Origin of the sequence: Vibrio sp. 10N.222.55.C6 (assembly GCF_041473395.1) — a bacterium.
GTDB lineage: Bacteria > Pseudomonadota > Gammaproteobacteria > Enterobacterales > Vibrionaceae > Vibrio > Vibrio crassostreae_C.
The window spans coordinates 1-17,856 of record NZ_JBFRSD010000024.1 but is presented as its reverse complement, the minus strand read 5'-3'; the positions used below and the strand labels follow the sequence as shown (position 1 = coordinate 17,856).

21 protein-coding genes are annotated in these 17,856 nt (G+C 43.5%); 8 read left to right on the top strand and 13 right to left on the bottom strand.

Features of this window, described 5'->3' with window-relative positions:
• Positions 1 to 75: 75 nt before the first annotated feature.
• Positions 76 to 969 carry a tRNA 2-thiocytidine(32) synthetase TtcA gene (ttcA, locus tag AB4486_RS15215; protein WP_017059635.1) on the top strand — a complete coding sequence of 298 codons (894 nt, stop codon included), beginning with the start codon at positions 76 to 78 and terminating at the stop codon, positions 967 to 969.
• 122 nt (positions 970 to 1,091) lie between these two features.
• Here the strand turns inward: ttcA and uspE are convergent, their stop codons facing one another.
• The 10 genes from uspE to ccoN form a co-directional block, all read right to left on the bottom strand.
• Entirely contained in the window at positions 1,092 to 2,042 is a 951-nt protein-coding gene (gene uspE, locus AB4486_RS15210) for a universal stress protein UspE (RefSeq protein WP_017070547.1), read from the bottom strand.
• A 132-nt stretch (positions 2,043 to 2,174) separates the two neighbouring features.
• Entirely contained in the window at positions 2,175 to 2,921 is a 747-nt protein-coding gene (locus AB4486_RS15205; RefSeq protein ID WP_017059637.1) for an FNR family transcription factor, read from the bottom strand.
• Positions 2,922 to 3,007: 86 nt separating this feature from the next.
• Positions 3,008 to 3,682, bottom strand: coding sequence for a sulfite exporter TauE/SafE family protein (locus tag AB4486_RS15200; RefSeq protein ID WP_017070548.1), 675 nt, complete (start codon positions 3,680 to 3,682; stop codon positions 3,008 to 3,010).
• The gene (ccoS, locus tag AB4486_RS15195) at positions 3,672 to 3,908 is read right to left on the bottom strand and encodes a cbb3-type cytochrome oxidase assembly protein CcoS (RefSeq protein WP_017059639.1); all 237 of its coding nucleotides are present in this window, start codon (positions 3,906 to 3,908) and stop codon (positions 3,672 to 3,674) included. Before ccoS ends, AB4486_RS15200 begins: the two co-directional genes overlap by 11 nt.
• Complete coding sequence (locus AB4486_RS15190; protein WP_372117610.1) at positions 3,908 to 6,280, bottom strand: heavy metal translocating P-type ATPase; 2,373 nt, start codon at positions 6,278 to 6,280, stop codon at positions 3,908 to 3,910. Before AB4486_RS15190 ends, ccoS begins: the two co-directional genes overlap by 1 nt.
• A gap of 5 nt (positions 6,281 to 6,285) precedes the next feature.
• Complete coding sequence (locus AB4486_RS15185; RefSeq protein ID WP_017059641.1) at positions 6,286 to 6,765, bottom strand: FixH family protein; 480 nt, start codon at positions 6,763 to 6,765, stop codon at positions 6,286 to 6,288.
• 108 nt (positions 6,766 to 6,873) lie between these two features.
• Positions 6,874 to 7,848: a cytochrome-c oxidase, cbb3-type subunit III gene (ccoP, locus tag AB4486_RS15180; protein ID WP_017063857.1), complete on the bottom strand. Its 975-nt coding sequence runs from the start codon at positions 7,846 to 7,848 to the stop codon at positions 6,874 to 6,876.
• Complete coding sequence (locus AB4486_RS15175) at positions 7,848 to 8,021, bottom strand: CcoQ/FixQ family Cbb3-type cytochrome c oxidase assembly chaperone (RefSeq protein WP_004733679.1); 174 nt, start codon at positions 8,019 to 8,021, stop codon at positions 7,848 to 7,850. Before AB4486_RS15175 ends, ccoP begins: the two co-directional genes overlap by 1 nt.
• 9 nt (positions 8,022 to 8,030) lie before the next feature.
• On the bottom strand, positions 8,031 to 8,651 hold the full coding sequence (ccoO, locus tag AB4486_RS15170; RefSeq protein ID WP_017059643.1) for a cytochrome-c oxidase, cbb3-type subunit II: 621 nt from the start codon (positions 8,649 to 8,651) through the stop codon (positions 8,031 to 8,033).
• Between the two features lie 11 nt (positions 8,652 to 8,662).
• Positions 8,663 to 10,096, bottom strand: a complete 1,434-nt coding sequence (gene ccoN, locus AB4486_RS15165; protein WP_009846707.1) for a cytochrome-c oxidase, cbb3-type subunit I — start codon at positions 10,094 to 10,096, stop codon at positions 8,663 to 8,665.
• 252 nt (positions 10,097 to 10,348) lie between these two features.
• On the opposite strand from ccoN, the gene AB4486_RS15160 reads away from it, so the two are divergent.
• From AB4486_RS15160 to AB4486_RS15140, 5 genes are all read left to right on the top strand, one after another.
• Entirely contained in the window at positions 10,349 to 10,714 is a 366-nt protein-coding gene (locus AB4486_RS15160; protein ID WP_017059645.1) for a hypothetical protein, read from the top strand.
• 114 nt (positions 10,715 to 10,828) lie between these two features.
• Positions 10,829 to 12,013, top strand: coding sequence for an FIST signal transduction protein (locus AB4486_RS15155; protein WP_017063855.1), 1,185 nt, complete (start codon positions 10,829 to 10,831; stop codon positions 12,011 to 12,013).
• Positions 12,013 to 13,734 carry an ATP-binding protein gene (locus tag AB4486_RS15150; RefSeq protein ID WP_372117608.1) on the top strand — a complete coding sequence of 574 codons (1,722 nt, stop codon included), beginning with the start codon at positions 12,013 to 12,015 and terminating at the stop codon, positions 13,732 to 13,734. Before AB4486_RS15155 ends, AB4486_RS15150 begins: the two co-directional genes overlap by 1 nt.
• Before the next feature lie 446 nt (positions 13,735 to 14,180).
• Complete coding sequence (locus AB4486_RS15145; RefSeq protein WP_372117606.1) at positions 14,181 to 14,603, top strand: phage protein; 423 nt, start codon at positions 14,181 to 14,183, stop codon at positions 14,601 to 14,603.
• A gap of 27 nt (positions 14,604 to 14,630) precedes the next feature.
• Complete coding sequence (locus AB4486_RS15140) at positions 14,631 to 14,807, top strand: hypothetical protein (protein WP_181257358.1); 177 nt, start codon at positions 14,631 to 14,633, stop codon at positions 14,805 to 14,807.
• A 106-nt stretch (positions 14,808 to 14,913) separates the two neighbouring features.
• Here AB4486_RS15140 and AB4486_RS15135 read toward each other — a convergent pair whose 3' ends face one another.
• A complete protein-coding gene (locus AB4486_RS15135) occupies positions 14,914 to 16,080 on the bottom strand; it encodes a hypothetical protein (protein ID WP_372117604.1) in 1,167 nt (388 codons plus the stop codon).
• A gap of 295 nt (positions 16,081 to 16,375) precedes the next feature.
• Here AB4486_RS15135 and AB4486_RS15130 point away from each other — a divergent pair, with 295 nt between their 5' ends.
• Both AB4486_RS15130 and AB4486_RS15125 read left to right on the top strand, forming a co-directional pair.
• A complete protein-coding gene (locus tag AB4486_RS15130) occupies positions 16,376 to 16,624 on the top strand; it encodes a type II toxin-antitoxin system Phd/YefM family antitoxin (protein WP_029224563.1) in 249 nt (82 codons plus the stop codon).
• A complete protein-coding gene (locus AB4486_RS15125; protein WP_372117602.1) occupies positions 16,614 to 16,904 on the top strand; it encodes a type II toxin-antitoxin system RelE/ParE family toxin in 291 nt (96 codons plus the stop codon). The genes AB4486_RS15130 and AB4486_RS15125 overlap by 11 nt, the downstream gene beginning before the upstream one ends.
• A gap of 8 nt (positions 16,905 to 16,912) precedes the next feature.
• Here the strand turns inward: AB4486_RS15125 and AB4486_RS15120 are convergent, their stop codons facing one another.
• Both AB4486_RS15120 and AB4486_RS15115 read right to left on the bottom strand, forming a co-directional pair.
• Positions 16,913 to 17,170, bottom strand: coding sequence for a hypothetical protein (locus AB4486_RS15120; protein WP_372117599.1), 258 nt, complete (start codon positions 17,168 to 17,170; stop codon positions 16,913 to 16,915).
• Between the two features lie 118 nt (positions 17,171 to 17,288).
• Positions 17,289 to 17,856: hypothetical protein (locus AB4486_RS15115; protein WP_372117596.1), on the bottom strand; the 568-nt coding region annotated here is incomplete at its 5' end.

Sequence of the window (17,856 nt, the reverse complement as noted above, 5' to 3'; positions counted from 1 at the left end):
AATCCGTATAATCCACGCCCTAAAACAGTCCCACTAGCAATCTACAGTCGGTAATACGACGGTGTGAGAGTCGCAATGAACCAAAACGATAATAGAAAAGAAACACTTGAATTCAACAAACTTCAGAAACGTCTGAGAAGAAATGTTGGAAATGCCATCATCGACTACAACATGATCGAAGAGAATGACGTAGTAATGGCATGTATTAGTGGCGGTAAAGATTCATTTGCGATGTTAGATATTTTGCTACGTTTACGTGAAGCAGCACCGATCAAATTTGATGTTGTGGCAGTAAACCTAGATCAAAAACAACCTGGGTTCCCTGAACACATTCTTCCTGAGTACTTTGAAACGCTGAACATTCCTTACTACATCGTAGATAAAGACACGTATTCAGTGGTTAAAGAGAAAGTGCCAGAAGGTAAAACAACGTGTGGCCTATGTTCTCGTCTTCGTCGTGGTACTTTGTACTCATTCGCAGAGAAGATTGGCGCAACTAAGATCGCACTGGGTCACCACCTAGACGACATCGTTGAAACCATGTTCCTAAACATGTTCCACGGTGCGCGCCTAAAGGCTATGCCACCAAAGCTTCGTTCAGATGATGGTCGTAACGTTGTTATTCGTCCACTGACTTACTGTCGTGAAACGGACCTAATCAAATACGCTGAACACAAAGAGTTCCCAATCATTCCTTGTAACCTATGTGGCTCTCAAGAGAATCTACAGCGTCAGAACATTAAAGCGATGCTAATTGATTGGGATAAGAAAACGCCCGGTCGTGTTGAGAAGATCTTCAAATCAATCCAGAACGTAAGTCCAAGCCAACTGGCTGACCGCGAGCTGTTTGACTTCGTGAACCTTCCACTGGACCGTAGTGAAGACCGCAAAGCATACGAATTCGAAGAAGCTGAAATCTCATCATCTAACATTGATGAGTCAATGTTCATCGACGTAACGAATGTTTAACCATTAGATTGGATAAAGATGATGTTTGCCATTCTGTGTTTGGAATGGCGTTGCTCTAGATAAACAAAAACGCCTCAAGCAATGCTTGAGGCGTTTTTTTATAAGTTAAACTTTTCTATGACTTAACCTTTCGAAAGGTTAGGGTCTAATGGGCTCACGTAACCAGACGGTTTAAGAGCCAACACATCACAGTTAATCTTGTCGATAACATGTTCCGCTGTATTACCAATAAATACGGCAGACAAGCCAGTACGACCCGTTGTACCCAGAATCACCATCGCAGCGTTATTTTCAGAAGCGACGCGAGGAATAACATCTTCAGGCAAGCCTTGCTCAACCACAGTTTGTTCTTCACACATACCATGCTTCTGGCGCAATGCTTTCATTGCCGTTAAGTGATGACCACGAACCGCGTCAGTATAAGACGTTGGGTCAAACTCTGGCAGTTCAATGGTGATATTCGCAGGTGTCACTGGGTAGGCATTCACCAAGAAAGGTTCAGCATCCAAACGACCGGTGATCTCTAGTAATCTGTCGACCATCGTATCGTTAAGCTCTAAATGAGCTTCTGTTTCAGAACCAACATGAACTGAAGCAAAAATCTTCGCGTGATCTGGCCAGAAATCGTTTTTAACCAATAGCACTGGGCTAGGGCACTTTCTCAATAAGTGCCAATCGGTTGGAGTGAAGATGACAGATTCCAAGGTATCGTGCTTACGCGTGCCTTTGATTAAGATGTCGTGCTCGCCGCTGTAAACCTCAGCAATGATCGCTTCGTACGGGCGGTTATGCCAAACCACTTGTACATTAAATTCAATAGAATCATCTAGGTAAGGTTCTGCGACTTTATTCATCCAAATTTCGCGTTGGTGAATTACGCCTTTGCGCATTGCGTCTCTTTCATCGATAGAGAGCATAGATGTCATTTCATACGAGAAGTCGTATATCGACAAAAAGAAAGTGATGTGGCTTGTTGAGGTGCTTTTCTTAGCAAGTTGGATAGCACGAACTAGAGCAGGTTGCTCATCGTGATTAATGTCTGCGACAACTAAAATTTTGTTATAGATACTCATAACTAAGCCTACTTTTCAGACCGAACATATAAATAATGTAGCGTAGTTATGGAGAGATTAAGAGAAATATAAGAGGTTTTAAGAGAGAAACATGATGTAGCTCATTATTGAACTACATCATTGATATCTAGACTATTCTTTTGAAACGCCAGCAAGTTCCATCAACGCATCGTGATCTTCGATAGTGATATATTTGCCTTTAACGCTCAAAATGTCTGCTTTTTGGAAACGACCTAGAAGACGGCTGATTGTTTCAACAGTCAAACCAAGGTAGTTACCAATATCGCCACGAGTCATCGTTAGGCGGAACTCACGCGGGCTGAAGCCACGTTGAGAGAAGCGAGTCGAAAGGTTGTAAAGGAATGCAGCAAGACGCTCTTCCGCGTTCTTCTTAGAAAGAAGCAGAATCATTTCTTGGTCACCTTTAATCTCGTTACTCATCAGGCGCATAATTTGCTGACGCAATTTAGGCATTTTTCCTGATAGGTCATCAAGAATCTCATATGGGATTTCACATACCATAGAAGTTTCTAGCGCTTGTGCAAAACTAGGGTGTTGGTCACCAGTAATCGCATCGAAGCCAACAAGATCGCCCGCTAGGTGGAATGCAGTAATCTGCTCATCACCTTGCTCGGTAATCGTGTAGCTCTTGATCGTTCCAGAGCGAATAGCATATAGAGATTTAAGCTCGTCACCGGCTTTAAATAACTCTTGGCCTTTTTGAATAGGCTTTTTTCTCTCAATGATCTGATCAAGTTGATCGAGTTCAGATTCATTCAAAGTAAACGGAATACAGAGCTGGCTAATACTACAATCCTGGCAATGGATCGCACAGCCACCAGACTGAACACGTTTCGTCACAGGCTTTTCAGAAATCATAACAATCTTTCACTATTTGATATACGTCAATATTTTAGCATTCCTTTATCCAGTTGGGTAGTAAAAAAACCGGATTTAAAGAATGGCTATACGGTATAAATAATGAGCTGTAGTGCCATATAACCGGTATAGAAACCGTAAATGAGGATTAAAATTGCGCCTAGTTGGCGAAATAAGTCAGCTTGTTGCAGTTTTTTGAGGAAATTAGCGCCCATGCCTACTGTGAGCATTGCTGGAAGCGTACCTAAACCGAAAGCAAGCATGATACCGGCACCGTTGTACCAACTTCCTGATACCGCCGCCCACGTAAGCATTGAGTAAACTAAGCCACATGGTAGCCAACCCCAAATAAAGCCAAACGGCAAAGCATGGCTAGGGTGCTTCAAGGGTAGAAATGATTTACCTAAAGGAGAGATATAGCGCCATAGTTTCTGCCCGACTTTTTCAAAGAACAACAAGCCGAACCACCATTTACCGATATACAAACCTAAGACGATCATAAAGCCAGCTGCAAATAATCGCAGCCAACCTAGCAGAGCGTTAAAATCGCTTAGCTGACCTATCGAAGAGATTGCACCGCCAATCACACCACCAATCACGGCATAACTTAGCAAGCGCCCTAGGTTATAAAGTAGGGGAATAACAGGGGAAGGTTTACTGTTGCCAATCGAAAGAAGCGACGCAATACCACCACACATTCCCATGCAATGGCCTGCGCCGATCAATCCAACAACAAAGGCTCCGATCCAATCAGGCGTCATCGTTCTTTTTGTCTACGTTAGTTTGGCTTTCGCTGTTAGCTTTCTCATTCTTGACAGGTTTACTATCAGAATGGTTGTGAGCCTTTTCGTCTTCATCAAACAGTATATTGTGACCTTGACGTTCTAGGTCTTCAAACTGTTCGCTCTTCACCGCCCATAGAAAAATACCAACAGCGATGCACACCAGTACAATCGCAATGGGGATCAGGATGTATAAACTTTCCATTATTTACCTTGCTCTTTTAAAAGCCTTAACGAGTTAGACACAACAATAATAGAGCTGGCAGACATGCCCACAACGGCAATGTATGGAGCAACCAAACCCGCGACAGCCAATGGAAGGATAAGTAAGTTATATCCTAATGACCAAGCTAGGTTTTCACGAATTATCTTACGTGTTTTTAACGCCAAAGTACGCGACTTAAGTAATCTATCGAGCTTATCACCCAGTAACACCATATCCGCAGAAGCTTTCGCCACGTCTGTACCGCCGCCCATAGCGACAGAAAGGTGGGCACCTGCAAGAATAGGGGCATCGTTAATGCCATCGCCAACCATCATGGTAATGTCACTTGCATCTCGAGAGTTCAGGTAAGCAAGTTTATCTTCAGGTTTCGCGTTAGCAACAATATCAGTAATACCAATCTCTTCAGCAACAGGCTTCGCGTTAATCAAAGAATCGCCAGTAAGCAGAGTTGTTTTGATGCCCGCTTCTTTAAACTGCTTAATAAACTCGATGCTTTCTTTACGGATTGGATCTTCATAAGTAAATGTAGCGATATGACGACCCGCCATCGACAAGTAAATACCGTTGCTTTCCGATGGTTGAGCTTCACCTAGAATGAATTCACTACTACCAATCGCAACTTCTTGGCCATTCCACTCACCAGTGATACCTGAACCAATCACGTTATTAACTGACTCTACTTCGATCTCATCAGAAAGATGAGTCTTGAACGCTTTAGCGATAGGGTGGTTAGCGTGTTGTTCCAGGCTCGCCGCTACTTTGAGACAAGTGTCTTTATCAAGTTCAGCGAAGGTTTCAACTTGGCTGATACGAATATCACCCTCAGTCAATGTACCTGTTTTATCGATGATCAAGTGATTCACTTTGCACAAGGTTTCGAATACGTGGCCTTTGCGCAGCAAAATACCGAAGTTACCCATGCGAGACGTTGAACAAGTAATCGCCGTCGGTGTTGCCAGTGACAGAGCACAAGGACACGTTGCTACCAATACCGAAAGCATGATCCAGAAAGCGTCTTCTGGTCGTGTTTGGTGCCAGTAAAACCAAGTACCGAATGAGATGATTAAGATCACCGCAACAAAGTATCGAGCCACAACATCAGCAATTTCTGCAATGCGGGGTTTAGACAATTGCGCTTCGTCTTGCAGGCGAACGATATTGGAAATAACCGAATCCGCTTTTGACGTCATTACTTCCAATTCAAATGATTCATCACCATTCAATGTACCAGCAAAGACGGTATCGCCTTCGTTTTTGACCACATGGATAGATTCGCCAGTCAGCATCGATTCATCGATATGAACTCTGCCAGACAATACTTTGCCATCGGCAGGAATGTGCTCACCCGGTAGAACGCGAATTTGGTCGCCAACTTTTAAGGTTTTTACCGGAACTTGTTCGCCATCTAACGTTGTTGCCATAGCAGGAACGAGCTTAAGCAGGTTACCACTAGCAGCGGCTGCTTTACGACGAGCGCGCATTTCAAGGAAACGACCAAGCAGTAGGAAGAAGGTAAACATCGAGATAGATTCGAAGAAGACTTCACCTTTCTCTGTCACCGTTGCGACCAAACTTGCAACATAGGCAAACAACAGAGCAATCGACACAGGTACATCCATACCCAATGTTCGACCTTTGAGGCTACGCCACGCGTTGATATAGAAAGGCAATGCAGAGTAGAGCAGAACCGGCGTTGCGAAGATTAAACTCACCCAACGGAAGTAGCTTTTGAATTCGGGCTCAAGGTTACCGAAGACTTCAAGGTAAAGCGCCACAGCCAGCATCATGACCTGCATGGTTGCTAAACCAGCAATACCAAGACGATAGAGATAATTCTTCATCGATCGATGATAGGCGGCTTCTTGTTGATCAGCCTCGAAAGGTGCGGCTTTGTAGCCTAGGGTATGGATTGCAGACAACAGCTCGCTCAGTTTTGTCTGAGTGCTGTCCCAACTGAGCAGGGCGCGGTTAGTGGTGGTATTAACACGAATACTAACAACCCCTAACTTTGAAGAGACTTGCTTCTCAATAAGCCATGCACAAGCAGCACAAGAGACACCTTCTAGTGACAATGTCACTTCAGAGGTGTTTTCAGAGTTACGGACGAACTCCAATTGAACATCTTCGTTGTCGTAATGACTGAGTGCCAGAAGTTGCTCTGGCACTAGATCCGCTTTTTCAGCTGGAGCGGTACGATATTGGTAGTATGAGACCAAACCGCTATCAACGATTGTCTGGGCTACGGTTTCGCAACCCGGACAACACATAGGTCGCACCGATCCTAAGATTTCTACTTTAAAATCCGTTTCCGCTGGTACATCTTCACCGCAGTGATAACAGGATTCACACATAAGCTTTAGTTCGTTAGTTGAGTAGGAGTATCAATAGGGAAGTTCATGCGACCTTGCACTAACCATTCAGAATCATGCGGAGAAAGCTCGATAAACCATGGACCTTGCATTTCATGATCCAGAGTCAACGTGTAGTTGCCTCTCGCATCAGCGGTCAGTAGCTGAGTAAAATCACGGTCAGGCAGCGTTCGGTGCACGAACATTGCGCTAATAGCAGGGAAGTGGTCTAGTTTGCCTTTGTCGAGAGTAATGATAACTGAGTTACCTTTCTCGCTAACTGAAGCTGATAAGCCAAGCTCTTTAGCAACATTTACTTTCGAAATGTCGACATTAATACCTTTACCTTTTTTATAGTAATCTTCAGTGACAACGTTAACTGAATGGTTGGTAAGTATCGCGACTCGAACCAATGTTAGCATAGAAACGCCAACGGTTAGGAAGATCAAAAACCACGGCCAAAACTGCTTATACCAAGGTTGTTCCATATTATTATTCTCAATATATACAATGAAATAAAACTAATTTTTACAAACACTTAAGGTTATAACTGTAAAAGAAAGACAGCCCCTTAAGAAGGGGCTGTTATTATTATGTTACTCTTTATCTGAGTTGCTGAGGCTCCAGACGTAGGCAGAGACGAGCTGAACCTTATCCTCACCGAGGATGTCCTTCCAAGCCGGCATTACACCAGAACGTCCGTACATGACTGTTTCCGTCACATCAGCGCGAGAATCGCCAAATAGCCAGTCGCGGTCAGTCAAGTCAGGTGCGCCAACAGCAGGGTTACCCTTACCATCAGTGCCGTGACAGGCTGCACACACTACAAAGCGCGCTTTACCAGCCTCTGCTTCACGTGCGTTTACGCTACGACCAGAAAGGCTAAGCGTGTAGCTAACTACTTCTTTTACGCCTTCTTCGCCAAGAGCGTCTTTCCAACCTGGCATTTGACCGACACGACCATGCATGATGGTAGTAACGATAGCTTGTGGTTCACCACCATATAGCCATGCGTCATCAGTTAGGTTCGGGAAACCTTTCTGACCACGTGCATCAGAGCCGTGACACTGAGAACAGTTTTGTAGGAACAAACGTTGGCCCACTTTGATTGCATCGGCATCTGATGCAATGTCAGGGACGGAACGTAGACCATTTTCGTCGTGAGCTAGCTTTCTGAATGCTTCACCAAAGTAGGTGTCTGCATCATCAAGCTCTTTCGCGTATGCGTCTAACTGTTTGTTTGCTTGCGCAGCAGCGATTGCAGAACGAGACTCTTCTACGCTACGAACTGTTTGGTTTGAACTCGTCCAACCTAGTAGACCTTTAAAGTTGCCAAGGCCTGGGTATAGAGCTAGATAAACAGCTGCAAACACAATTGTGCTAACGAAAAGGTATGTCCACCATTTAGGTAGCGGGTTATTAAGCTCACGAATACCATCGTATTCATGGCCCATATCCTGACCTTCTTCTACACCTGTTTTATCGTTGGAACACCAACGAAGTAAGGCTGCACAGCCAATCAATGTACCGATTGTGATTACTGTTACCCAAATACTCCAGAATGTACTCATTACTTCGTCACTCCTTGATTTTTATCTTTCGCAGGTGCTTCATCAGCGAACACTAGGTTTGCATCTTCGTCGAAGCGCGACTTACGATTTTTACCGAAAGCCCACCAAACGATGCCGATGAAACAAGCAAAAACAGTAACAGTCCAAACACTTTGAAATGTAATAATGTCCATAATTATTCCTTATTTCATTGCGTGGCCAAGCGATTGAAGGTAAGCGATGATTGCATCCATCTCTGTTTTTCCTTCAACATCTTGTTTAGCGTTAGCAATTTGTTCGTCTGTGTAAGGAACACCAAATTGATTACGGAAGATTTCAAGCTTCTGTTTAGTCAATTTGCCATCAAGTACATTCTCAGCAAGCCATGGGAAACCAGGCATGTTTGATTCAGGAACAAGTTCGCGAGGGTCGATAAGGTGAACGCGGTGCCACTCATCAGAGTAACGATCACCAACACGCGCTAAATCAGGACCAGTACGCTTAGAACCCCATAGGAATGGGTGTTCCCAAACGCTTTCGCCAGCTACAGAGTAGTGACCGTAACGTTCAGTTTCAGAGCGGAAAGGACGAATCATTTGGCTGTGACATACGTTACAACCTTCGCGAATGTAGATATCACGACCTTCCATTTCCAGAGCAGAGTAAACACGTAGATTTTCTACAGGTTCAGTAGTCTGCTTTTGGAAAATAAGTGGGGTAATTTCTACTAAAGCACCAAAACTGATAGCAATAACGATAAGAATCGCTAGTAGGCCAACATTCTTCTCTACCAACTCATGGCGATTATTTGAATTTGAGCTCATTCTAAATCTCCTTAAGCCGGTTGAGGGATAGCTTTAAGGCTATCTTTAGGTGCAGAAACAGTTTTGTACGTGTTGTATGCCATTAAGAACATACCAGATAGGAAGATGAAACCACCTAAGAAACGTACAAAGTAGAACGGGTAAGACGCTTCTACAGATTCAACGAAGCTGTAAGTTAATGTACCGTCAGAGTTAACTGCACGCCACATCAGACCTTGCATCACGCCAGAGATCCACATTGCTACAATGTAGAAAACCGTACCAATCGTTGCTAACCAGAAGTGAACATTGATTAGGGATACAGAGTACATACGCTCTTGACCAAATAGTTTAGGAACTAAGTGGTAAACCGAACCGATAGAAACCATTGCAACCCAACCTAACGCACCAGAGTGAACGTGACCGATAGTCCAGTCCGTGTAGTGAGATAGTGCGTTAACCGTTTTGATTGCCATCATTGGGCCTTCGAAAGTCGACATGCCGTAGAATGATAGAGAAACGATTAGGAAACGTAGGATTGGGTCGTAGCGAAGCTTATGCCACGCACCAGATAGAGTCATAATACCGTTGATCATGCCACCCCAAGATGGAGCAAACAGAACCAAAGACATAACCATACCTAGAGATTGAGTCCAGTCAGGAAGTGCAGTGTAGTGTAGGTGGTGAGGACCAGCCCAGATATACAGAGACACGAGAGCCCAGAAGTGAACAATCGACAAACGGTAAGAGTAAACAGGGCGACCAGCTTGTTTAGGAACGAAGTAGTACATCATGCCTAGGAAACCAGCTGTCAATAGGAAGCCTACCGCATTGTGTCCGTACCACCATTGCACCATTGCATCGATCGCTCCGGAATAAATCGAGTACGATTTAAACGCAGAGACAGGAACAGCTAGGCTGTTAACGATGTGCAACACGGCAACCGTGATAATGAAGGCTCCGAAGAACCAGTTTGCTACGTAAATGTGCGATGTCTTACGTTTAATCATGGTTCCGAAGAACACGACCGCATAAGCTACCCACACAAGAGTAATAGCAATATCGATTGGCCATTCAAGTTCTGCGTATTCTTTACCAGAGGTTAAACCTAACGGTAAAGTAATTGCAGCGGACAGGATAATCGCTTGCCAACCCCAAAAGGTAAAGGCTACGAGTGGGCCACCAAAGAGACGCGTCTGACAGGTACGTTGTACAACATAATATGATGTTGCAAACAGCGCACTTGTACCGAACGCAAAAATAACCGCATTAGTATGCAGGGGACGTAAACGACTGTACGTCAACCACGGCGTATCAAAGTTTAGCTGTGGCCAAACTAATTGAGCGGCAATCAAAACACCAACGCCCATACCGACAATACCCCACAAAATTGTAACTAGGGTAAATTGACGGACGACCGTATAGTTGTAGTTTTGTTCAAGCTGCTTTTCTTGGCTCATTTGCATGCTTCCAATTTCTTATTTACTACACTTTACTTCCAACACGACTCACGTCGTAATGCCACCCAAATTAGAAAAGGAAATTCAGCCTATTCAGGGCTTTATTTCCACTTGCTGATTTTAAAAAAAAGTGGCATTTTCAACGCGACACTATACTTGAATTAACAAATCAATGACAGAGTAGTAACCTTACGCTTGGTCTGGAATTGGATTTTTATTTAAAAACTTTGAACTTTGTAACAAGGAGTAAAGATTATAATGGCGGCACAAAAGCTAACAAAAGGCAGGCTTGTTCAAATTATCGTCATGTTGGTTATTTTAATAGCTGCATTTACTTGGAGAACAGTAACATACGATAATAACGAAACAGTAAACTGTATAGTTTCAAAACCTTGTAAATTTGGTATTGATAATCATAATGTTTCAGTTTCAAGCAATAACCTAGGGTATTCGATCGAAACATCTAAAACTGGCAAATTTATCATTAGCTATAATGAAAGCGGAATTCTGGAAGAAAAAGGACCATCAAATTGGCTGTTACAAACTAGTGATAAGACCTCCTCAATAACGGTTACATTTCCACAACAGGTGAGCACGTTTTCTGTAAACCTTTCTAAGGAGTAACAGAGAGAAACTGGGGCACACCTCGGTTCTTTTGATAGAAACATGTACCAAATCAGTGAAACACAATGCATTAAAGTGTTATAAAGAGAGCATTAATAAAGTTACCCAAAATCTATGAAATTTCTATCAAAAGTCTCTTACTCCCTAGACGATAAAATCGCAGTAGATGAGTTGCTCAGCGGGGTGGAAAACCCTGACGATATTGCTTGTCTTATTTGCTACTGCACAGAAGAGTATTCGACACTCGCTGTGCAGAGATATTTCGTAGATGCTCTCCCGAACACTCCCATACATGGCTGTACTACTTGTCACGGCATTATGACCGAAACTGGTTTTCATTCTGGTCCAGTCATTGGCGTCCTCATTATTCATGACTCGGGGATCAACGCCTATGGTACGGGAATCGAACATTTCAGCGACTCCATAGACCGCAGTACCTTCAGCGCGATAGACAAAGCACTCAAGAACGCCAACCGAGAAGGTGAAATTCCTGATCTTATCTTGCTGCATTCCACACCGGGTAACGAAGAAAAGGTGATGGCGGCTATCGATAAGAAATTTGGTACTGAAGTGCCAATTATTGGTGGCAGTGCTGCAGACAACCAGGTTTCCGGAAATTGGAGTATCTTCACCGAAGAGTCGCTGTCTATAAATGGTGTGTCTTTAACGGTAGTGTTTGCGTCTCAGTCCATCTATTCCTCTTTCAGCGCGGGTCATACGCCTACGCGGTATTCAGGCACCGTGACCAAAGTAAGAAACCGAATTTTGTTGGAGATAGACCACAGGCCAGCCGTCACCGTTTACAACGAATGGACTAATTTCCACTTAGATGGCAGTGATGATGGCTACATATTCGAAAAGTCGTCAGTCTACCCATTAGGCAGGAAAGTCGGCTCTTCTTACGATTACCCATATTTCAAATTGTCTCATTCGATCAGAGAGACGGAGTGTAATGGGATTGAGCTGTTCACAGACATCAGTGAAGGCGACACCATCTACCTGATGCAAGGGTCTAAGCAGCAGTTGATTAGCCGCGCCGCGAATATCATTCACTCCTCATACTACAACGACATGGATCTTGAAGAGAAACTAGGGGCGATCAATATCTTTTGTGCAGGCCCAATGTTGAACCTTAAACAAGATATGGATGAGGTTTGTGACCAAATAAATCAAGCACTTAATGGGCTCCCATACATATGTCCATTTACGTTTGGTGAACAAGGCAGGCTCTCTGGTGGCGAGAATGCACACGGGAATTTAATGGTATCGTCTGCAACGTTTTATAGGTTGAAAAAGTAATGGGTTCTGAAGGTCAAGAAGCGCTGCAAGAAGCACGTATTGAACTGCAAAAACTAAAAGCCCGTGAGCGAAAGCTGGCTGAAGAGAACAGGGTGATCTTATCAACCATCTCTGCGATCAGTAAGGCAAGTAACATATCTGAGATATTCTCCAGTCTCGAGTTCGTGCTCAAAAAATACATTAAGTTTGATGACTTTATCGTGGTATCAAGGGTAGGGAACGAAGGCAGTTTCAAAACCCTGCTAAGCAATAACAAAGTCTTCGAACAGATGAATTGGAGTGATTGTGGCAAGTTATCTCGAGTGATCAATGGAGAATGCGCCATCCTTTTTGAACCCAAGTCTCTGGGTGAATTCAATTCCTTACATCCCATTATCCTCGATCAAATCAACTCTGTTCTAATTACTGGTATCGATAGCGGACTAACACAATCCGTCATCATCTTTATCCACTCGAATACCAAGCACTTTAGTATTGAAACCAAGGCCACACTTAACCGTTTCCGACCGTTGATAGAGCGTGCTGTTTTCGATATTGAGAACAAAGAAAAGCTTGAAGCAACCGTTCGAGAGCGCACAGCAGAGCTTGTCACAGCAAGAAAAGACGCGGAAAGAGCCAACAAGGCCAAGTCTGAATTCTTAGCAATGATGAGTCATGAATTAAGAACACCACTAAATGCCATCATTGGCTTGATAGACGCCCTAAAATCCACATCACTGAACGAAGAGCAACAGTCTATACTGCTTAATATGAGCACATCATCTGAGCTTTTATTGGCAATTATCAGTGACGTATTGGATTTTTCTAAGATTGAATCTGGATGTTTCTCACTAGCACCTCAATGGAGCAACGTAAGAGACACTGTAACTTTTGTATTATCTGAACAAAAGAAGACAGCTGACGATAAAGGTTTGGCGCTAACAGTAACTAGCGATATCCCTGAAGGTGAACTTCATTACATCGACCCAAGTCGCTTGGCACAGATCCTATTTAATTTGATCGGTAACGCGATTAAGTTCACTGAGCGTGGGCATGTCCATGTTTCTATAAAGTACCAGCAGAGATCTTTCTATATAACGGTGGAAGACACAGGGATTGGCATTAGCTCGCAACAACTTTCGTCGCTGTTCAGTCCATTTGTGCAAGCTGATAGCACAATCACACGTAGATTTGGTGGCACAGGTTTAGGCTTGGCCATCACTAAAAGACTGGTTGAACTGATGCGCGGGCGCATATCGGTAGAGAGTGAGCCTGGAAAAGGCTCCAAATTCGAAGTACAGTTGCCAGTGCTTACTAGAGTTACGAATAATCTGGCTAACAAAGAAGACGAATCTTCACGAGAGTTAAGAAGCCGTTATTCCGTGTTAGTTGTCGAAGACAATCCAACGAATCAAATGGTGATAAAGTTAATCCTTACAAGACAAGGCCACGAGGTTTTCATCGCAAGTAATGGTGAAGAAGCGATTGGCTTTATTGAAAGAGGCAACGAATCAATAGACATTATCTTAATGGATGTGTCGATGCCGGTCATGGATGGATTAACCACAACCAAATACATGAGAGACGCAAACATCAAAACACCAATCGTTGCGCTAACAGCACACACATCAGTAGAAGACAAATGTTCGTGCTTAGATGTCGGCATGAATGATTTCGTGACCAAGCCAGTAAGAACTAAAGAGATCACAGAAGCAATTGATCGATTAATGCTTGAAGTCTAATAAACGTATTCTTAATCGAAGATTAGGAAATATGTTTATTAGGTATTTTATGGTAAATAGCCTTACTGTTAAATAGAACATCGATTTGGTAGATAAACAAGAGGCAGGGCATAGCACAAAGATACCTGCCTTATAAATACCAAACACCATTTAACATAATATACATAATACGCACTAATATAGTGATAAATTATAATCTTTTCAAACCCTTATCATTAGTCAATTTTTGCTTGTATGAGTCTCTAAAGGCATTGTTTTCCTTAATCTTTACTCTGAAATTATCCTATTAATTACTTTTTTAGTCGCTCAGCTTCGCTATAGTGTTCCAAACACAATATTTAATTTTCAAGAAATCGCCGCGTCTTGATAGCCAACAACTATCAAACCACCAAAGTAAAATAGGAACAAACTATCATTAACCACTAATATTTTTTGAGGTCGATCACATGAGAACCCCGCCATTTGCTGAGTTGGTGAACCAACATTTTGATTCTTTGCACGACGCTGCGGCGTTTTTTCATGTGACGGTACCGACCATTCGGCGTTGGTTGTCGGGCCAATACTCGATCAATCCCATCGCCGAAAAACTGATGAATGTCCATGCGCGTGGCTATTTGCCCTTAGATCATCGTTGGGACGGTTTTAAAATCAACGTTGACCGCGCCACCTTGATCACGCCAAAAAGACGCGAATTCAACCCCAAAGAATTGCTCAGTTTTGCCTACTGGCGTGATGAGCATCGTCAACTGGTTGAGCGCCACGGCAAGATTGATTCACCCAAATATTACCCACCTAAGGAGCATCCATTGCCGTTTCGTGGCGGTCGTCGTATGCCCGCCAAACCTTGGGTGCCCAGTAAATTCAAATAAAAGAAGCAAGATAAAAAAGGATTAGCGATGAAAGTGAGTGTCTATATCGATCAAGTGCTGTTCAACCAAGCGCTCAGAGCCGCCAAAGACTCTGGACTGACGCCGTCCCAAACCATCGCCCATTGGGCGGCAATGGGTCAATTCATGGAAACCAAATCCCTTGGCTCACTGAGACTGATACGAAGTGGTCAGAAAAAGAAGTGACTCGCCTGCCCGCTTTTATCGATTTGAGGAAAGCTCCCCAGTTAATATTAGTAACTAAAGACATAAATAAAGCCGAGTCAGTCCTCGGCCTTTCACTCACGTTTGATTATGGAACTTGAATGGTATCTTGAATTTCCGACACACAGATCGCCATTAACGCCATTCTCTTATGGGCTGTTTGAATTCTTGAGCTGTAACCGAACCCAGTGGCATACAAAAACTCTGAAGTGCCAGCGGATTGCGTGGTAAGAGCTGGTGCACTGTTACTCGACGTCCAAAAAGCGTAAAGCGTAGGAAACCCAAAGGCTGTATATAACTCACCATGATCCTGGACGAGCGCTGCGACTTCGTTGGCGGTGGCCCGACGCCAATTCACTCGGCTCGCGTACGCTAACTCTGCCAAATCCTGACAATAACGGTCGTATTGGCCACCAACGCCGTCATTTTCTCCCGCACCATCTTGCCGAAAACGCGCATAGAGCCCTGCTATCGGTGCGTGATACCCTAATCTGCCCACATTATCTGACGTATTATCAACACTATAATTGAGCTGCTTTAAAAACGCCAAACTGGGAGAAGAACTAAAATACTTGCCGTTCGCGTCGCCAGTTAACCCTTCTATCACCTTTAAACAGTCGCCTTTTGCATTATTCCGATCGGTATCATTGAGTGCGCCACACATTTTCAGCGCAGGTGTGATCGTAATGGTTAAAGAAGGGCTTGTGATCCCATAAGCCTCAACAGAAAGCGTCACTTCGCCCTGTTTTAGACCGATGATTTTCCCCGTCTCAGTCAGCCGTATTGCCGTGGGATCATTCATGTTTAAGGTAAACTGATCGCGCTTGAGTACTTCAATTGTGTCTTGAGATGTTTTGAGTTCAACGGTCAATTCAGTTGAGCTAAAGATGGGCATCTCGAGTTTACTGGCATAAAGCCTGAGAGACTGGATGTGTGGAGGCTCACTGTTTGAGGGCTCCAGATTTGACTCAGTCTCTCGACCTCCCTCATTTCTTGTCAGGACTTCCTCCGTCTCTTTCCTTTCATTGTTTTTGTTCTTAGGGTTGGGGCTCTCTCCCGTTGCGCTTTGGCTTGAGATGGCACCTGAAACTTCTGAATCCACTCCTTCTACGGTTTCAACGCCCCATACGACGTGCGTATCTTCGACTCCTATGAGTTCAGGCTCTTTGGGCTGCTCAATCTTTGAGTCTGAATTTGGGCACCCCATTAAACCACCCATCAGCGCTCCTAAAACAAGCACTCTCTTCATGTTCATGTTTAATCCTCTGGCTTTACACTTTTCAAAAATGAGCGCTGATATAAACATTTAGAAGGAAAGCGATTTGTCTAGGGGGTAAAAAATTCCGTTTTAATTATGATTAATTACTCAAAACCAAGAGCAATAACCAGTTAAGCTATTGTTTTTCTGAAGTTAATGTTAAGAATTCAATCATGTATAACCTGCTTTTTCTTCCCTCGATCGCGCCCTCAGTGGGTGTACTCGGCGCTTGTTATCACACAACATTGAGGCTAAAATGACCGAATTAGAGACCACTTTAGAGACCGATCATATGACTACTCGAATTTTAGCGGACGTCGCTGCCAGTATTACCGAGTTAAAAGCAAACCCAATGAAAGTGGCCAGCAGCGCCTACGGTGAGCCTGTGGCCGTGTTGAATCGCAATGAGCCTGCCTTTTACTGCGTACCAGCACAAGCGTACGAAATGATGATGGACAGACTGGAAGATTTGGAGTTGCTGGCAATTGCACAAGAGCGCGAATCGGAAGAAACAATTTCGGTCAACATCGATGAGTTATAAACTTAACTTCAAAAAGAGCGCACTGAAAGAGTGGCAGAAGTTAGGCGCGACACTGCAACAACAGTTTAAAAAGAAACTCATGGAGCACTTAGAAAACCCACACGTGCCCGCCTCCAAGCTTTCTGGTGCCGATAACCTCTATAAAATTAAACTACGTCAATCGGGTTACCGCTTAGTTTACAAGGTCGAAGACGACGTCATTATTGTCACCGTACTGGCGGTTGGTAAACGTGAGCGCAGCGATGTGTACCGCAAAGCGATGAAGCGGTTAGACGACTAATCACAGACTTAATCCTCGACTCTTAATACGACCTCACCCTGCTCTAGCAATTCGACAATGGCGTGTTGGTACGCTTCTTCAACAATGGTTTGCTCCCAAACACGTTCGTAATTGGGTAAGACTTGCTGCCTGGAGATGGTCGAAACCCCAAAGCTTAACGAGCCCTCGATACGGTGTCGTCGAATAGTGACCAATTTGGCCTCAGTCCATGAAGAAACTGGTTTGGGGAGACGTTTAGATTGAAGTGCTTTTTTCTTTTTAACCATACTCGTTCCCTATTCTATTTAGACCTACAACCTATCAAGCATATGGTTTACTGACCGACTCATAAAATGTTAAAGAAATGTACGAGCCCCTTTGTACCTTAAACACTTCTTATAAAGATCATCTCGGAATGTCAGGAAGTTCTGCACCCAAGTTAACTACTAAATTACCTGACATTTTATCATACTCAAGAAATGCAGGATTTGGGTAGATGTCCCCTGAGTAAAGCTCTTTTTGGTATAAATAAAGTAAAATAGTAAACAAACCGCATAACGCATTTTTTACGTTTTTCTGGTTAGCTTTATTTGCTTGAGTTGAGCGATTATGTTTGACTTTATTATAGTCAGTCCACCATTGAGGGTTTCTATCGCCACTCCAATCTGACCAAGGTTTAATCGTAAGGTCATATCGAGGTACCATACATTCAACCGTGTGAAAGTTTGGATATGCATCTTTGAGCTCGGCTCTATAATCATTCATATTTTTAGCTGAGCTTGTTAGATTAACTTTCTTACAAACTAACTTCGCTACAACATCAATTTCAGAGCATATAGCAAGGTATAATTTTGTGTATGCAATAGAGTAAGTTGAGTTATTATTTTCACTTAACTCAACATATTCTACCGTTTCGATAAAATCTTTCTCTAACGAAAGAAAGTGTTGCCAATGGGCTTTGTTGCGTAATTCA

Excerpts from the sequence above, each read along its gene's own strand:
- ccoO (WP_017059643.1), bottom strand. The coding sequence starts at position 8,651 with ATGAGCTCAAATTCAAATAATCGCCATGAGTTGGTAGAGAAGAATGTT.
- AB4486_RS15155 (WP_017063855.1), top strand. The coding sequence starts at position 10,829 with ATGAAATTTCTATCAAAAGTCTCTTACTCCCTAGACGATAAAATCGCA.
- AB4486_RS15185 (WP_017059641.1), bottom strand. The coding sequence starts at position 6,765 with ATGGAACAACCTTGGTATAAGCAGTTTTGGCCGTGGTTTTTGATCTTC.
- ccoN (WP_009846707.1), bottom strand. The coding sequence starts at position 10,096 with ATGCAAATGAGCCAAGAAAAGCAGCTTGAACAAAACTACAACTATACG.
- AB4486_RS15160 (WP_017059645.1), top strand. The coding sequence starts at position 10,349 with ATGGCGGCACAAAAGCTAACAAAAGGCAGGCTTGTTCAAATTATCGTC.
- AB4486_RS15200 (WP_017070548.1), bottom strand. The coding sequence starts at position 3,682 with ATGACGCCTGATTGGATCGGAGCCTTTGTTGTTGGATTGATCGGCGCA.
- AB4486_RS15130 (WP_029224563.1), top strand. The coding sequence starts at position 16,376 with ATGACTACTCGAATTTTAGCGGACGTCGCTGCCAGTATTACCGAGTTA.
- AB4486_RS15190 (WP_372117610.1), bottom strand. The coding sequence starts at position 6,280 with ATGTGTGAATCCTGTTATCACTGCGGTGAAGATGTACCAGCGGAAACG.
- AB4486_RS15120 (WP_372117599.1), bottom strand. The coding sequence starts at position 17,170 with ATGGTTAAAAAGAAAAAAGCACTTCAATCTAAACGTCTCCCCAAACCA.
- ttcA (WP_017059635.1), top strand. The coding sequence starts at position 76 with ATGAACCAAAACGATAATAGAAAAGAAACACTTGAATTCAACAAACTT.
- ccoP (WP_017063857.1), bottom strand. The coding sequence starts at position 7,848 with ATGAGTACATTCTGGAGTATTTGGGTAACAGTAATCACAATCGGTACA.
- AB4486_RS15205 (WP_017059637.1), bottom strand. The coding sequence starts at position 2,921 with ATGATTTCTGAAAAGCCTGTGACGAAACGTGTTCAGTCTGGTGGCTGT.
- uspE (WP_017070547.1), bottom strand. The coding sequence starts at position 2,042 with ATGAGTATCTATAACAAAATTTTAGTTGTCGCAGACATTAATCACGAT.
- AB4486_RS15175 (WP_004733679.1), bottom strand. The coding sequence starts at position 8,021 with ATGGACATTATTACATTTCAAAGTGTTTGGACTGTTACTGTTTTTGCT.
- AB4486_RS15125 (WP_372117602.1), top strand. The coding sequence starts at position 16,614 with ATGAGTTATAAACTTAACTTCAAAAAGAGCGCACTGAAAGAGTGGCAG.
- ccoS (WP_017059639.1), bottom strand. The coding sequence starts at position 3,908 with ATGGAAAGTTTATACATCCTGATCCCCATTGCGATTGTACTGGTGTGC.
- AB4486_RS15150 (WP_372117608.1), top strand. The coding sequence starts at position 12,013 with ATGGGTTCTGAAGGTCAAGAAGCGCTGCAAGAAGCACGTATTGAACTG.
- AB4486_RS15135 (WP_372117604.1), bottom strand. The coding sequence starts at position 16,080 with ATGAACATGAAGAGAGTGCTTGTTTTAGGAGCGCTGATGGGTGGTTTA.
- AB4486_RS15145 (WP_372117606.1), top strand. The coding sequence starts at position 14,181 with ATGAGAACCCCGCCATTTGCTGAGTTGGTGAACCAACATTTTGATTCT.
- AB4486_RS15140 (WP_181257358.1), top strand. The coding sequence starts at position 14,631 with ATGAAAGTGAGTGTCTATATCGATCAAGTGCTGTTCAACCAAGCGCTC.